The following is a 14327-nucleotide window of genomic DNA, read 5'->3' as shown; positions in this document are numbered from 1 at the left end:
TAGCTTGGCATACTGGCAGGATCAGTCAATAGCTAAAAAAGATCCTTAGAAAATAATTTGTCTTGGTGAATAGTTACCCCATTTCTAACTAAATAATGATAATACGTACTAAAAAGCAGCCAATTGGCTGCTTTTTTATGTGTGTTTAAAACGCAATTGCTAGCGCTTATCTTGCTCACGTTTTGTTTTAAAGTCAGACTCTGCTTTCCACTTTGGCCAATCGTTGCTGTTAGCCAGCTGTGTGGCTATATTAATGATCAGTTGGCTATCTTGCTCTACACCACCAAGCGACCAGTCGGTAGAGTAATCATCGGCTTCTTTGTGGTACTTATGAGTAATGTAATCAGGGTCGGTATCACCAAGGCTCATAAATAATAAACTGGGCACACCTTGCTTAGAAAGCGAAAAGTGATCAGAGCGAAAAAATAAACCATTTTGCGGGCGAGGATCCATTTTTACCGTTCGACCTTGTGCCTTAGCGGCCTTGGCTAAGTAATCTTCCATTTCAGAAAGCCCTTTACCATACTGTAAAACATAGTCAGTAGCGTCAAGTACGTTCATGCCATCAATATTTAATAAGCCAACCATTTGTTTAGTTGGGATCACCGCACCAGATGCAAATTCTTCTGAGCCAATTAGGCCAGTTTCTTCTGCGGTAAAATTGGCAAAAATGATCGAGCGTTTAAATGGCGTTTGTTGATGCATTTTACTCATTACTCTGGCAATTTCGAGCGTGGCGGCTGTACCTGATGCGTTATCTACCGCACCATTATAAATTTTAGGCCCGCTATCTGTTTGTTTAGTGCCAAAGTGATCCCAATGCGCACTAATTACAACGTATTCGTCTGGCAGTTCGCTACCGGTAAGTTGTGCTACTACGTTATGCGATTTTGCATGCGATACTTCATTTTTAAAAGCCAGGTTGGCTTTTACATTAAGCGGCAGCGCTTTAAAGTCAGCATTTAAAGCCTGTTGTTTTAATTGCTGATAGTTAAGGTTTGCAGCATTAAATAAGCGCTCGGTAGCCTCAAGGTGTAACCATCCCATAACGGGAAGTTTTGAGGTGTTGTTGGTGTCATCAATTAGCGTATATTTAGTACCCGTATTTGAGCTCTCTACCACGCTCCACGGGTAAGCTGCTGGTGCAGTTTCGTGCACTATAAGAACGGCAGCAGCACCTTGACGAGCCGCTTCTTCGTACTTGTAAGTCCAACGACCGTAGTAGGTCATAGCATTACCGGTAAACAGGCTGTCGTCTTGAGTTGCAAAGCCAGGATCGTTAACTAACACCACCACGGTTTTGCCTGTTACATCAAGATTTTTATAATCGTTCCAGTTATATTCTGGTGCATTAATACCATAGCCTACATATACCACGTCAGAATTACGCACATCAATAACGCTTTGTAGCTGCTCGGTACGGGCAGTAAAGTCTTTACCTGCACTAAAAGTGAGCTCACCAATAGTTAATTGCATATTTTGATCAGCAGTTACTTTTGCCATTTTCACCGGTTGTAAGTACTTATCGTTATAAGCACCGCTTAAACCAAACGCTTGGTATTGCTTAGTTAAATAACCAATCGTTTTTACTTCACCGGCTGTAAGGGGGCCACGACCTTCAAATTCGTCTGAGGCGAGTGTTTTAATGTGCTGCTTAATATTATTAATACTAAGTGCTTGGGAATTCTCAAGTTTAGTTGTGTCTGCAGCTTGCTCTGAGCAACCTATGAGCGTTAGAAATAAAAAAAGGCTGGTTGTTTTTATAATTGTCATAATAACTGAGGGTAGGTAATACATAGCTCGACTATATACAGCGAACTTTAAAGTGTCTATACAGGATATAATTTTATAGACTTAAGTTTTAGCTGTTGCACAATATTGAACTTAGAACTTAGAACTTAGAACTTAGAACTTAGAACTTAGAACTTAGAACTTAGAACTTAGAACTTAGGAGGGGGAGCAAGGAGCAAAAATTAGTTGTGGCAGTGTTATAAATGTAGGCTAAATTAATACTGCCCTAATAATAAAACACATCTGTGTTTATAATATTAAGGGCAATAATAGCCGCGGCTAACTAATTAAGCATCTGCCAATTTAACGCGGATTTTGCTTTTATCAACAGTTGCTTGGTTAAGGGCTTTAATTGCACCTTTAACTTCTATGTCGTTTGGCATTTCAACAAAGGCAAAACCTTTAGATTGGCCAGTTTCTTTATCAAGTACTAAGTTACAGGTAGTCACTTTACCGTGCTCTGCAAATAAAGTACGAAGGTCGTGCTCAGAAGTAGCACGAGATAAGTTGCGAACTAATAGTTTCATAATGAACCATGTTTTAAAAATAACTACCGCGATTGTCTCAAGTAAAAGCCGATTGACCTAACGATAAATTGCGATCAGTAAAAATAGTTTAAACTTAATAGCTTCGTTTTGTGGTGAAGGACGACTAAATGAATGCGGTAATTATAGTTTTAGGTGCGCCCAACAGTAGTGACAGCCGTTTATCAGTAATAGCGAAAATCCGATGCGCTCAGTCATATCAAGCATATTTGCATAATCCCAAGGCTAAAATATTATGCACAGGAGGTTTTGGCGTGCATTTTAATACCACTGATTGCGCGCATGAACGATACACTAAATAATTATTTTATTGAGCTTGGAATACCTACAGTTGTATTTTTAGATATTCCATTAAGCCGCTTTACCTTTGAGAATGCTCTACTGGCTAAACCTATTTTAGCGAGTGCTAATATCAGCCATGCAATTTTGTTCAGCTCGGAGTTTCATATGCAGCGTGCGCATTATATATTTAACCATGTTCTACCAACATTAAATCTAACTTTAGTCAGTACTAAGGCACCATTACCAGGTATTAAATTATCGCAGTTGTATGGCCATTAATATGTAGTAATGATTAGAGAGGAGGAAAATATTCGGCAGTTTATTTTACCTAAGTTACCAACACTGGCCATACAAGCAACTAAAGTAAGATAGTAACCTGCCGATAGCTAGTAATAACGAACAAGGAAAATGATATGAAAGTTAATTCAAATGATACTAATTTAGCATCGCAGTTTATATCGAACGGTTCAGAAGTAAAAGTTAATAAACCTGCAAATGGTAAAGAGCAATTAAATAGTGAAATGGAGCGACTAGCTAAGGATATATATCATAAAGATCAGCCTAAAGAGCCAGAGCCGACTTATAATAAGTCAATGAAAATAATAACAAATAATGTTGTATCAACAAGGGAAGCAGAAGAAAAAGCGTTAAATAATATTCGAATAGCTACTGTTAATCTTTATATGCCGGGTGGTGAAGTTTCTAACTCGGTTGAAAAAATGTTTACTCAGTATGACAATATTATGACTGAAATAGCGGCTGGACAACCATCATTAGCGAATAAAGATTGGGGTATATCAATCAGTCAATTAGGTGAGCTAGAAGTTACAGGTTCAATTAGTGATAAAGAGAAAAGTCTTATATCTGAAAAATTAAATGGCAACGGGGATTTTGTGGCCGCAGCTAACGAGTTTAAATCGAGCTTTCTAGGGCATATTGACTTGGGAGTTAGGGGGTGGTCAAGTTACGACGTAAACGAAGATAATTTCTCCAAAATATTTGACTTAAAAGAAATCCTGGATAATTCGCAAGGCGGAGAAAGCTTTAAGCAGGCTTGGAATAAGGACTTTAGTTGGCTCGAGTTAAACGATAATATTTCATTTCAGCTTAGAAGAAAAGCAATTAAAAATTAAAATAATTCAATTATCCTTATTACTTATGGGTAATAAACTGCAACAAAAAAGCCGTTAATGACTATTGATCACTAACGGCTTGCTTAATTTATAAAAACGACTTATTTTACTTCTTTACCTGCCGCTTGTTGGTCAGCATGGTAGCTAGAGCGCACAAATGGGCCAGAGGCTGCATGAGTAAAGCCAATTTCATCAGCGTAGGCTTTTAGTGCATCAAACTCAGCAGGTGGCACGTAACGTTTTACTGGTAAGTGGTGCTTAGAAGGCTGTAAGTATTGGCCTACTGTAAGCATATCAACGTTATGGGCACGTAAGTCGCGAAGTACTTCTTCTATTTCGCTAATTTCTTCACCTAAACCAACCATTAAACCAGACTTAGTTTTAATCTCTGGGTGCGCTTCTTTAAAGCGACGCAGTAGCTCAAGTGACCATTTGTAATCAGCCCCTGGACGCGCAAGCTTATATAAACGCGGCGCAGTTTCTAGGTTATGGTTAAACACATCTGGTGGGGTTTCGATTAGTATTTCGAGTGCGCGGTCCATACGGCCACGAAAATCGGGTACTAAAATCTCAATAGTAATATTTGGGCTGTGCTTGCGAATTTCGCGAATACAATCGGCAAAATGCTGCGCGCCGCCATCACGTAAATCATCACGATCTACCGAGGTAATAACCACATAGCTTAGCTTCATGTCTTTAATTGTAAGCGCTAGTTTTTCAGGCTCAGTTGCATCAGGTGTTAATGGACGACCATGGGCAACATCACAAAATGGGCAACGACGAGTACAAATTGCACCTAAAATCATAAAGGTAGCTGTACCGTGGTTAAAGCATTCAGATAGGTTAGGGCACGAAGCCTCTTCGCATACCGAGTGCAGCCCATGCTTACGCATCGCCTGTTTAATGCCCTCAATACGCTCTGTTGATTTAGGTAAGCGAATTTTTAGCCACTCTGGCTTGCGTAACATTTCGTTTTTTTCTGTTGGTAAAACTTTTACGGGGATCAACGCCATTTTTGCTGCGTCGCGTAGTTTTACACCTGGTTCCATCTTGACTGGTTTATTCATTCGTTTTCAAACCCTTCAGTATGCTTAACCTGTGTTGCATTAAGCTTTTTAATCATGTGTTTTACCAGTCCTGCACCTGCTGTTTCTAGGTTTTGAGGACCCTTTAATTCTTTAGTTTGCACCATATTCATGCCTGCATAACCACATGGGTTAATGCGTAAAAATGGACTTAGGTCCATGTTAACATTTAATGCTAAGCCATGAAACGAGCAACCACGACGAACGCGTAAACCCAAAGAGGCTATTTTACTGTCGTTAACGTAAACACCGGGCGCATCGGCTTTGGCGTATGCTTGAATGTCGTACTCGGCGAGGGATTCAATAATACACTCCTCTAGCCAAGTAACTAATTCGCGTACACCAATTTTTAAACGACGTAAGTTAAATAGTACATACATCATTTGCTGGCCGGGGCCGTGGTAGGTTACTTGCCCACCGCGATCAACTTTAATCACTTCTATATCGCCGGGTGCGAGTAAGTGCTCGTCTTTACCTGCTTGGCCTTGAGTAAATACACTTTCGTGCTCTACTAACCAAATTTCATCCGCGCTATCGTCGTCGCGGGTATCGGTGAAGTCTTGCATTTTCTGCCAAATTGGCAAGTAACGCTGGCGGCCAAGTTGGCGCACGATTAAGGTGTTTTCTTTCACAACAAATCTCAATTATGGCTTAAAGCATGTGGCGTACGTCATCTAGATTACTGATCACGTTATAAATTTCTTCAATATGAGCGCCACTAGTAACGGTTGCAACAAGCGAAACTGATTCGTAATTACCTTTGCTACTTGGTTTTACTTTTGGGGCATAGTCGCCAGGTGCAATAACTTGTAACTTAGCTAAAATTTGATCCGTTAAGTTTACATTGGCTAAACCCATTATTTTAAATGTAAACGGGCAAGGGAACTCTAAATACTCATCAAATTTAGTATCTTTAACTGGTTGAACCACGACAGTGACTCCTCATACAAAAAAGTGTTGGCTTAATTTTGCTAAGTGGCAAACCCTAAGCTTAATACTATTGGGCTAATGGCAATCTGAGTTAAGCTTGTTTGGCTGTGCCAAAAAAGTTACAACTCAACATAATTGACTTATATGGGGCGCATTCTAGCATTTTTCAAGCAAAAAAAAACGCCTCATAGCAGAGGCGTTAATATTGTTTTATGCGGCTATTGCATAATCTGTAAACGTAAGTAGTCATAAATTTTACTAAAGAAGCTACCTTCTTCCACTTCTTCAAGTGTAACTAGCGGATATTGTGCAATATCTTCGCCTTCTAGTTGTAAAAATAAAGTACCTACTTTAGTGCCTTTAGCTAATGGCGCTTCAAGCGTGTTATCTAATTTAAAGTTCGCTTTTAAATTTTTATGCTGACCACGTGGAATAGTAATAGGGGTATCTTCTAAAATACCTAAAGAAACATTTTCTTTATTACCCATCCAAATACGTTGCTCTGCAAAGCTATCGCCTGCTTTGTACGGTGTAATTGTTTCATAAAAGCGAAAGCCATAGTTAAGTAACTTTTTGCTTTCTTCTTTACGTGCGCGCTCGCTTGAAGTACCCATAACAACGGCAATTAAACGCATATCGTTTTTAGTTGCAGAGGTTACTAAGCTGTAGCCTGCATCTGATGTATGGCCGGTTTTAATACCGTCTACGTCTAGGCTTTCATCCCATAATAATGAGTTGCGGTTGTATTGTTTAATGCCGTTATAAGTAAATGACTTTTTCTTATAAAGTGCGTACTCATCGGGTACATCGCGAATAAGTGCGCCGCCAAGTGTTGCCATATCACGCGGTGTTGTATAGTGCGCGTCGGTATCAAGGCCGTGGCTATTAATAAAGTGAGTGTTGCTCATGCCTAATTTTGCAGCGTGGGCGTTCATTAAATCAGCAAAAGCGCTTTCGCTACCGGCAATGTGCTCTGCCATAGCAACGCAGGCATCGTTACCTGATTGAATAATTATTCCGTGGTTTAGGTCATCAACGCTAATTTGTTTACCTACTTCAATAAACATTTTAGATGATTCTGGAAAGTTTTTAGCCCATGCTTTTTCGCTAACCGTAACCATGTCGGTAGGTGCAATATTACCGGCTTTAACTTCTGTGCCTATAACATAACTGGTCATCATTTTAGTTAAACTAGCAGGTGCTAACTTTGTATCAGCTTCACCTTGGGCAATAACTTTACCAGTTGTAAAGTCTACTAAAAAATAACCTTTAGCATTAACTTGAGGAGGTGCTGGAATAATTTGTGCGGTGGCTGAAAATACGGCGGCAGAACAAACTAGGCCGCATACCCCGTTGAGAATTTTATGTTTAATAGATTTCATCATACTCATTAATGGTTAAAGTTAAAGATTTGCGTTAGCCCATTCACATACCCAAACTACCCCTAGATGCGGGCGTCGTTGGAATTAAAAACGATTTAGGCAAGGCATTGATTACAAATAATAGTCACTCTATTGTTCAAATCAATAACGCAGTATAAATCGTTTTTAAACCAACCTCCAGGGCGTTTCACTGGAGCTTACTCTCTGTGTTGTTACTTTTTAAAAGGGATTACCATTTCAGCAAAGTAACGCCTAGATATTAAGTCCCAGTACAACGCTGAATTCTGCATCTTAGGGTAGTTTGGGTATTAGTCTTACTGAGTGTAAAGCAAGAACGCGTTTTTAAATTGGTTTTGTTTTAATTGTGTTAATACTTGCTGTGCATGCTGGGCGTCTTTAATTGGCCCTAAATGCAACCTGAAAATATCGTCTTTTTGCACGATATTAGTGGGTAATTTATAATCGAGGCGTAAACGACTAGCCAGTGCTTCAATATTTGCTAGTGTACTACCTGCTGCTACCTGAATATAGGTTAAATGCGCAGTCGAATTGTCAAGCGTAACTGCTTCAAGCTTAACCTTGGCTGTACCATGGGTGTAATAACCTAGTTTGTATGCGGCTGCGTAGGATAAATCAATCACTCTATCTTCATGAAATGGGCCACGGTCATTTACGCGCACAATGACAGATTTATTATTACTGGTATTTGTTACTTTTACAAAGCTAGGTAAGGGCAGTGTTTTATGAGCGGCGGTCATGGCAAACATATCGTATATTTCGCCATTTGAAGTATGATAACCATGAAATTTACGGCCGTACCACGATGCAATGCCTTCCTCTGCATAACCAGTCTCGTCAAGCATAGGCGTATAACTTTTACCTAATACGGTATAAGGCCGGCTTGCGCTGGCACTTTTAGTAACTTTAACCACTACAGCGTCTTGCATTTCTAATGTGGTAGGCGCACGTAATGGTGCAGCATCATGGCGCATGCTGTAGCGACTGCTTGGGGTGTTATTTGAGCTACTACAAGCACTTAAAAGTATTAGGACAAAGCTGATAGTAAAAAATCGAGTATAAAATTGCATTATTTTAAAAGCATCCTTTTATCAGTTGCAATAGACATAATAATGCCAAAACTGGCCATCAGCGTCACCATAGACGTACCACCATAACTTATTAGTGGAAGCGGTACACCTACAACGGGTAATAAACCCGATACCATGCCTATATTTACAAACACATAAACAAAAAATGTCAGTGTAAGTGAGCCAGCTAATAACTTGCCAAAGGCATCTTGTGCATTAACGGCAATGTATAAACCGCGGCCAATAATAAATAAATATAAACTGAGTAAAATACACACCCCAAATAAGCCAAATTCCTCACTTAACACCGAAAATATAAAGTCAGTATGGCGCTCTGGTAAAAACTCAAGTTGCGATTGCGTACCCTGTAACCAACCTTTACCTTCAATGCCACCAGAGCCAATCGCAATTTTAGACTGAATAATATGATAGCCAGAGCCAAGCGGGTCGCTTTCAGGATCTAAAAAAGTAAGTACTCGTTGCTTTTGATAATCGTGCATACCATAGTGCCAAAAAGGCCATGCAGCGAGTGCTACTATAGAGCTTAAAAAACCAATTAAACGCCAGCTCAAACCCGATAAAAACAATACAAAAACACCTGAGCTGGCAATTAATATAGAAGTGCCTAAGTCGGGCTGCTCTTTAATTAGTAGCGTCGGTAGCATCATAATTACAAAACCAATAATTAAATGCAGTGGGCGAGGGGGTAAGTGATTACGTCCTATATACCAAGCAACCATCATGGGGACTGCAAGCTTCATTAATTCAGATGGTTGAAAGCGAGTGATACCTAAGTCTAGCCAGCGCTGAGCACCTTTAGAACTCACTCCAAATAATAACACTCCAACCAGCATTAATAGCCCTAAGCAATAAAGCGGTATAACTAAGCGCTTTAAAGTAGCAGGAGATAGCTGCGCTAATACGAACATAGCTACAATTGCACCGCCCATACGCGTAATATGGCGGATCATCATGGCGTTATCTTGGCCACTGGCGCTGTACACAATAGTGATACTACCGACCATCATTATTAGCAGCGCAATAAATAAGGGTAAGTCTATATGTAGGCGCATCCAAATTGAGCGTTTATCATGCAAAGCGGTCATGGGATGTTATTCCTTGCAAGATTAACGGGGTTGGCTGCAAAGTAGTAATCCATAAGTTGCCGAGCAATTTGCACACCACCATGGTTATTTTCTAATATTACAGACACTACAATTTTGGGATCGTTATACGGTGCAAAACCAATATAAATAGTGTTGTCGCGTTGTCGCTCTTTTAACGCATCAGCATCGTAGCGTTCGCCTTGAGCAATACTTACTATTTGTGCTGTGCCCGTTTTACCAGCAGAGTCATAATTAGTCCCTTTAAATGCTTTATGCGCAGTACCCGATACTTTTTTTACTGTGTTGTGCATTGCATCTAAAGCAATTTGCCAATGATGAGGGTTTTTTAATATTACAGGGGGCTTTTCTTCATTATTGATTTGTATAATGTCGTTATCTTTTTTAACCACTTGCACTAAATGTGGCGGATGGTTAATACCACGGTTTACTAAAATGTTTGTCGCATTTGCAATCTGAATTGGAGTGGCGGTCCAATAGCCTTGGCCTATGCCTACAGAAATAGTGTCACCACGCCACCACGACTCTTTAAAGCGATTTTCTTTCCACTCTTTTGAGGGCAGTATTGCCGTAGTTTCTTCATGAATATCAATACCAGAGAGTTCACCAAAGCCAAAACGCGACATAAAGTTACTTATTTTAGTAATACCTAAGCGATAAGCTGCATCGTAAAAATAGGTATCGCACGACTCTTCAATTGCTTTGTATACATCAACATGACCATGACCCCAACGTTTCCAGTCGCGCCATTTATGCTCTACATTTGGAATTTGAAAAAAACCAGGATCCCACATAGAAGTACTTTCGCTGACTATATTCTCTTCTAGGGCTAAAATAGCCATATGTGGTTTTACAGTAGAGGCAGGTGCATAACGACCTTGAGTTGCACGATTAATTAACGGGCGGTCTGGGTTTAGTAACGCTTTATAGTTTTTGCTGCTTATGCCGTGCACAAATAAATTAGGGTCGTAACTAGGGTTAGAATAAAGCGCAAGTACACCGCCATCTTTAGCGTCCATAACGACAATAGCACCACGCATATCTTTAAGCGCATGTTGGGCAATTTGCTGTAAACCAATATCGAGTGTGAGTACTAAGTCGCTCCCTGGTTGCGGGGGGAGCATGCTTAAAGTGCGAATTATTCTACCGCGATTATTGACTTCAACATGCTGCGAGCCCACTTGGCCATGCAAGAGTTCTTCGTAATACTTTTCGATGCCGAGTTTGCCAATGTCGTGAGTGGCGCGATAATTTGTAGCTTGATCTTCTTGAGTTAATTTATTTAGCTCTTTTCTGTTTAATTTAGCCACATAGCCCAGTGCATGGGTAAGGGTATCGCCAAACGGATAATAGCGTGCGAGGCGAGCTTCAATACTAAAGCCTGGGAATTTATGTTGGTTTACTGAAAATTTAGCAACTTCTGTTTCATCTAAACGTGCTTTTAGTACTTGGCTTTTAAAGCGCCGCGTATGTTTTATATCGTCTAAAAAGTCGGTTTTTTCTTGCTCGCTTATGGTTATTATTTTACTTACTTGTTCAAGCGATAGCGGCAGGTCTGCAACATCTTCAGGAATAACCTCAAGATTATAAACGGGTTTGTTTTCGGCAAGTAATACGCCATTGCGGTCGTAAATTAAACCTCGGTTAGGCGCAATTGGAATAACTTTAATACGGTTGTCATTGGAGCGAGTTTGGTAGTTTTGATGATCATCTACCTGAATTTTATATAAATTCGAGAGTAAAATAGCAATTAGAGCTAATATAAAAATAAAACCCACAAACGCACGCCGTGCAAATAAGTTTGCCTCTGCTGAATGGTCGCGAATAGTGGGTCTTTGTTTTAACATGGCAAGGATTACTCGCGATGATAAGGATGGTTGTTATTTAAGCTCCAGCCTCTGTATAGGCTTTCAGCAACAATAATACGCACCAAAGGGTGCGGTAAAGTTAAGTTAGATAACGACCATTTTTGCTCAGAGGCAGCAATACACTCTGGTGCAAGTCCTTCAGGACCGCCAATAAGTAAACTTACATCGCGGCCATCGAGTTGCCATTTTTCCATGTTTTTAGCAAGTTCGTGGGTATCAAGTGGTTTACCTGTTACTTCTAGAGTAACAATACGGTTGCCTTTAGGAATAGCTGCTAAGGTTTTTTCACCTTCAATATGTAAAATGCGTTTTATATCTGCATTTTTACCACGTTTTCCGGCTGGGATTTCAATCAGTTCAAGTGCCATATCTTTAGCAAAACGACGTTGATACTCTGTAAATCCGGTTTCTACCCAAGCTGGCATTTTTGTACCAACGGCAATCATTTGTATTTTCACGTGTTACTTCCAAGCCTGTCTAAAATAAGTGGGTGTTTATTACTAGCCCCACAGTTTTTCTAGATCGTAATAGCTACGTGCTTCGTTTTGCATCACGTGTACAACCACATCACCTAAATCAACCAATGCCCATTCACCGTCGCTTTGGCCTTCATAACCTAAAGGTTCTTCACCTGCGTGGCGAGCCTCTTTTGCTAAATTATCAGCAATTGACAGAACATGACGTTTAGATGTGCCAGAGCATACAACCATGTAGTCTGTAATGTCTGATGTTGCTGTTACGTCAATATGAATCACATCGCGTGCTTTCATATCTTCAATTTTATCTATTGCAAAAGCGAGTAGTTGTTTCGAATCCAAGGTTTTGTCTCAATTTTAAATTTAATAGCGTGCATTTTAACATGCTAGGGGTTTTATACCAATGACTCTTGCAGAGTATTCACTTGTCAAGGTTAATTAGTATTATCATCATTTTGGTAAAGCGCATGGCGCTCTATATACAGACTCACTGCATCGGGTAATAGTTCATTCTTTTTATTAGTATTTTTAAGTTGTTGGCGAATATTACTCGATGCTGCATCGAGCATTTCACCGGGTAAAAAATAAAGTTTACCGGCAACCGTATGTGAAAGGGTTTTTGCATTATTAACTTGCGCTTGTTGCATATAATGCTGTAAATGGCCACTAACAGCACATTGCTGCCCAGGGCGTTGATACACCACAATATGGCAAAGTTGCGTGATTGCTTGCCACTGATACCATTTATCGAGGTTATTAAACGAGTCCATGCCAATTAAAAACACAATTGGCGTGTTTGGATGCTGTGCTCTTAATTCTTGTAAACTCAATAAAGAATAAGAAGGCCCAGTGCGGTGCAACTCTCTTAAATCGAGTTGAAAAAAAGGGTAAGGCGCAATTGCTGCATTGAGCATAGCTACTCGGTGCTCGGTGCTAATGCCAGGAGCCATTTTGTGGGCGGGCAGTGCGCAAGGCATAAAGTACAACGTATTTAAGTTAAGTGCATTTACGCATTGCTTTGCCATATTAATGTGCCCCAAATGAACGGGGTCGAAAGTGCCACCAAAAATTGCGATCATGTTAAATTCTGCATTTTAATTAACAGGATGACATGGCAGCGAAATATTCATCGGTTGGCAAAACTTAATACAAATATGCGCGAGTGCTTGATAGGGCGCAATTAAGTTACCTTGTTTGTAGCTGGCGTCAAATATTGCAAGCTCAGAGCTAATTTGCTCAAGGGTATGAATACTTAACCTGTTTATAGCACTTTGTACTGGCGCTTGTTGGTTTTTCCATATTGCTTTTTGCTTAAATAAATTAGCAATGGGCTCGCCATTAAGTAAACCAATTTGCACATCAATTAAGGTGTTAAGCTCCTTGGTTATTGCCCATAAAATACTCACCACTTCGGTGTTATCGCTGGCCAGTTTATTCAGCACTTTTATTGCTTGTTTAGCTTGGCCGTTTAATAGTGCGTCGCTTAAATCAAAAATATCAAACTTGGCTTGATTTAATAGCCCTTGCATTACTAATTGTTGTGTAATGAGCGCATTGGCGTGTAGTAATGAGAGTTTTTCGAGTTCTTGAAAACACGCCAGTAAATTACCTTCAGTGGCGCTAATTAAACTCAGCTTTGCCTCATTTTGCATATTAAGAGATAAACGCTGGCATTGCTCATCTAACCAACGCTTTACATGCGTACCGGTAAGCGGATAGCAAGGTACAAATAAACCGTGTTTATCAAGCGCTTTAAACCAAGCACTGCGTTGTACGTCTTGGCTGGCTTTAGCGCCTTTAATAATTAAAATGGTATCGGGGTTTATTAGCTCAATAATTTTTTTAAACGTGTTGCTGCCAATAATTCCTGGCTTTTGCTGGTTTAAATCAAGCTCAATAATAGTGCGGGCGCTAAACAGCGACATACTTTGATATTGAGCTATAATTTCTTGCCAATCAAAACCTTGCATTAAAGTAAATTTAATTACTTCATCAAAGCCTTGCTCTTTAGCAATTGCGCGAATTTGTTGTACACATTGCGCTTCTTGAAAAGGCTCTTCACCAAACACTAAGTAAAAGGGTTTTAAGCCTTTTTTTAGTTCACTCGGTAATTGATTAGCGTAACAGCGCATTATAGTTGCGACAACTCTCTAAGAATACGACGACTAGCTTGTTGGCGTATTTCGCTAATAAGGAGTGCAAGCTCTTTTGCTTTGGCTAATGCATTGTCAGGATCGTCTTGATAATTACGATATAACTCAAAGCGCTTTTCTATTGGCTCAGCATTAGGACGATTGATCACAAACGCAACACTGTAAGTAAGTTCGTATTCTGCTACTTGGCCATTTTGAAACAACGACAAGGTTTGACGTTCAAGCTGATCTTTAAATAAATAAAGCTGTGCCGACTTTTTACTAGCCGCAACTAGTTTAACGTCACTGGCAATAAGCTCACTTTTTAAGGCGCTAAATAACGCTGACTTTTCATCGTCGCCAATGAGGGTTATTTGTTTTAGATCGTCTGGCAAGCTAGAGGCTTTTTTTAAATGAAAGCCACAGCTAGTTAATAAAAAACAGACTAGCACTAAGGCTAGTCCGTTTTTAATGGCGTTAAAAGCGGCCAT

General features: G+C 39.9%; 16 protein-coding genes. 2 read left to right on the top strand and 14 right to left on the bottom strand.

Annotated elements, in window-relative coordinates; translation table 11 throughout:
* Positions 1 to 159: 159 nt before the first annotated feature.
* Together J5X91_RS12750 and J5X91_RS12745 are read right to left on the bottom strand one after the other, a co-directional pair.
* A complete protein-coding gene (locus J5X91_RS12750; protein ID WP_197181868.1) occupies positions 160 to 1773 on the bottom strand; it encodes a M28 family metallopeptidase in 1614 nt (537 codons plus the stop codon).
* 305 nt (positions 1774 to 2078) lie between these two features.
* On the bottom strand, positions 2079 to 2318 hold the full coding sequence (locus J5X91_RS12745; RefSeq protein WP_011327707.1) for a hypothetical protein: 240 nt from the start codon (positions 2316 to 2318) through the stop codon (positions 2079 to 2081).
* A gap of 300 nt (positions 2319 to 2618) precedes the next feature.
* Here J5X91_RS12745 and J5X91_RS12740 point away from each other — a divergent pair, with 300 nt between their 5' ends.
* Positions 2619 to 2897 carry a YdcF family protein gene (locus tag J5X91_RS12740; RefSeq protein WP_089367965.1) on the top strand — a complete coding sequence of 93 codons (279 nt, stop codon included), beginning with the start codon at positions 2619 to 2621 and terminating at the stop codon, positions 2895 to 2897.
* Between the two features lie 134 nt (positions 2898 to 3031).
* A complete protein-coding gene (locus J5X91_RS12735; protein WP_086998357.1) occupies positions 3032 to 3751 on the top strand; it encodes a hypothetical protein in 720 nt (239 codons plus the stop codon).
* 101 nt (positions 3752 to 3852) lie between these two features.
* On the opposite strand, the gene lipA is transcribed toward J5X91_RS12735, so the two are convergent.
* From lipA to lptE, 12 genes are all read right to left on the bottom strand, one after another.
* Positions 3853 to 4818 (bottom strand): lipoyl synthase, encoded by a 966-nt coding sequence (lipA, locus tag J5X91_RS12730; RefSeq protein WP_011327708.1) that lies wholly within the window; start codon positions 4816 to 4818, stop codon positions 3853 to 3855.
* The gene (gene lipB / locus J5X91_RS12725) at positions 4815 to 5468 is read right to left on the bottom strand and encodes a lipoyl(octanoyl) transferase LipB (protein ID WP_011327709.1); all 654 of its coding nucleotides are present in this window, start codon (positions 5466 to 5468) and stop codon (positions 4815 to 4817) included. Before lipB ends, lipA begins: the two co-directional genes overlap by 4 nt.
* Positions 5469 to 5487: 19 nt before the next feature.
* Positions 5488 to 5766, bottom strand: coding sequence for a DUF493 family protein YbeD (ybeD, locus tag J5X91_RS12720; RefSeq protein WP_011327710.1), 279 nt, complete (start codon positions 5764 to 5766; stop codon positions 5488 to 5490).
* 218 nt (positions 5767 to 5984) lie between these two features.
* Positions 5985 to 7148: a serine hydrolase gene (locus J5X91_RS12715; protein WP_011327711.1), complete on the bottom strand. Its 1164-nt coding sequence runs from the start codon at positions 7146 to 7148 to the stop codon at positions 5985 to 5987.
* Between the two features lie 314 nt (positions 7149 to 7462).
* Entirely contained in the window at positions 7463 to 8236 is a 774-nt protein-coding gene (locus tag J5X91_RS12710; RefSeq protein WP_041454376.1) for a septal ring lytic transglycosylase RlpA family protein, read from the bottom strand.
* Positions 8236 to 9342, bottom strand: coding sequence for a rod shape-determining protein RodA (gene rodA, locus J5X91_RS12705; protein ID WP_011327713.1), 1107 nt, complete (start codon positions 9340 to 9342; stop codon positions 8236 to 8238). Before rodA ends, J5X91_RS12710 begins: the two co-directional genes overlap by 1 nt.
* Positions 9339 to 11207, bottom strand: coding sequence for a penicillin-binding protein 2 (mrdA, locus tag J5X91_RS12700; protein ID WP_011327714.1), 1869 nt, complete (start codon positions 11205 to 11207; stop codon positions 9339 to 9341). The genes rodA and mrdA overlap by 4 nt, the downstream gene beginning before the upstream one ends.
* An 8-nt stretch (positions 11208 to 11215) precedes the next feature.
* Positions 11216 to 11686 carry a 23S rRNA (pseudouridine(1915)-N(3))-methyltransferase RlmH gene (rlmH, locus tag J5X91_RS12695; protein WP_058372938.1) on the bottom strand — a complete coding sequence of 157 codons (471 nt, stop codon included), beginning with the start codon at positions 11684 to 11686 and terminating at the stop codon, positions 11216 to 11218.
* A 42-nt stretch (positions 11687 to 11728) separates the two neighbouring features.
* Positions 11729 to 12046, bottom strand: coding sequence for a ribosome silencing factor (rsfS, locus tag J5X91_RS12690; protein ID WP_011327716.1), 318 nt, complete (start codon positions 12044 to 12046; stop codon positions 11729 to 11731).
* A gap of 92 nt (positions 12047 to 12138) precedes the next feature.
* Positions 12139 to 12783 carry a nicotinate-nucleotide adenylyltransferase gene (gene nadD, locus J5X91_RS12685; protein WP_041454377.1) on the bottom strand — a complete coding sequence of 215 codons (645 nt, stop codon included), beginning with the start codon at positions 12781 to 12783 and terminating at the stop codon, positions 12139 to 12141.
* Positions 12784 to 12798: 15 nt separating this feature from the next.
* Positions 12799 to 13836, bottom strand: coding sequence for a DNA polymerase III subunit delta (gene holA, locus J5X91_RS12680; protein WP_192532061.1), 1038 nt, complete (start codon positions 13834 to 13836; stop codon positions 12799 to 12801).
* Entirely contained in the window at positions 13836 to 14327 is a 492-nt protein-coding gene (gene lptE, locus J5X91_RS12675; RefSeq protein WP_011327719.1) for an LPS assembly lipoprotein LptE, read from the bottom strand. Before lptE ends, holA begins: the two co-directional genes overlap by 1 nt.

The organism is Pseudoalteromonas sp. K222D (assembly GCF_017653575.1).
GTDB classification, from domain to species: domain Bacteria; phylum Pseudomonadota; class Gammaproteobacteria; order Enterobacterales; family Alteromonadaceae; genus Pseudoalteromonas; species Pseudoalteromonas nigrifaciens.
This window is presented reverse-complemented; position numbering and strand designations above follow the sequence as displayed.

What these genes read in the sequence shown, in the direction of transcription:
- J5X91_RS12750 (WP_197181868.1), bottom strand. Translation starts at nt 1,773, where the DNA reads ATGACAATTATAAAAACAACCAGCCTTTTTTTATTTCTAACGCTCATA.
- J5X91_RS12745 (WP_011327707.1), bottom strand. Translation starts at nt 2,318, where the DNA reads ATGAAACTATTAGTTCGCAACTTATCTCGTGCTACTTCTGAGCACGAC.
- J5X91_RS12740 (WP_089367965.1), top strand. Translation starts at nt 2,619, where the DNA reads ATGAACGATACACTAAATAATTATTTTATTGAGCTTGGAATACCTACA.
- J5X91_RS12735 (WP_086998357.1), top strand. Translation starts at nt 3,032, where the DNA reads ATGAAAGTTAATTCAAATGATACTAATTTAGCATCGCAGTTTATATCG.
- lipA (WP_011327708.1), bottom strand. Translation starts at nt 4,818, where the DNA reads ATGAATAAACCAGTCAAGATGGAACCAGGTGTAAAACTACGCGACGCA.
- J5X91_RS12715 (WP_011327711.1), bottom strand. Translation starts at nt 7,148, where the DNA reads ATGAAATCTATTAAACATAAAATTCTCAACGGGGTATGCGGCCTAGTT.
- J5X91_RS12710 (WP_041454376.1), bottom strand. Translation starts at nt 8,236, where the DNA reads ATGCAATTTTATACTCGATTTTTTACTATCAGCTTTGTCCTAATACTT.
- rodA (WP_011327713.1), bottom strand. Translation starts at nt 9,342, where the DNA reads ATGACCGCTTTGCATGATAAACGCTCAATTTGGATGCGCCTACATATA.
- mrdA (WP_011327714.1), bottom strand. Translation starts at nt 11,207, where the DNA reads ATGTTAAAACAAAGACCCACTATTCGCGACCATTCAGCAGAGGCAAAC.
- nadD (WP_041454377.1), bottom strand. Translation starts at nt 12,783, where the DNA reads ATGATCGCAATTTTTGGTGGCACTTTCGACCCCGTTCATTTGGGGCAC.
- holA (WP_192532061.1), bottom strand. Translation starts at nt 13,836, where the DNA reads ATGCGCTGTTACGCTAATCAATTACCGAGTGAACTAAAAAAAGGCTTA.
- lptE (WP_011327719.1), bottom strand. Translation starts at nt 14,327, where the DNA reads ATGGCCGCTTTTAACGCCATTAAAAACGGACTAGCCTTAGTGCTAGTC.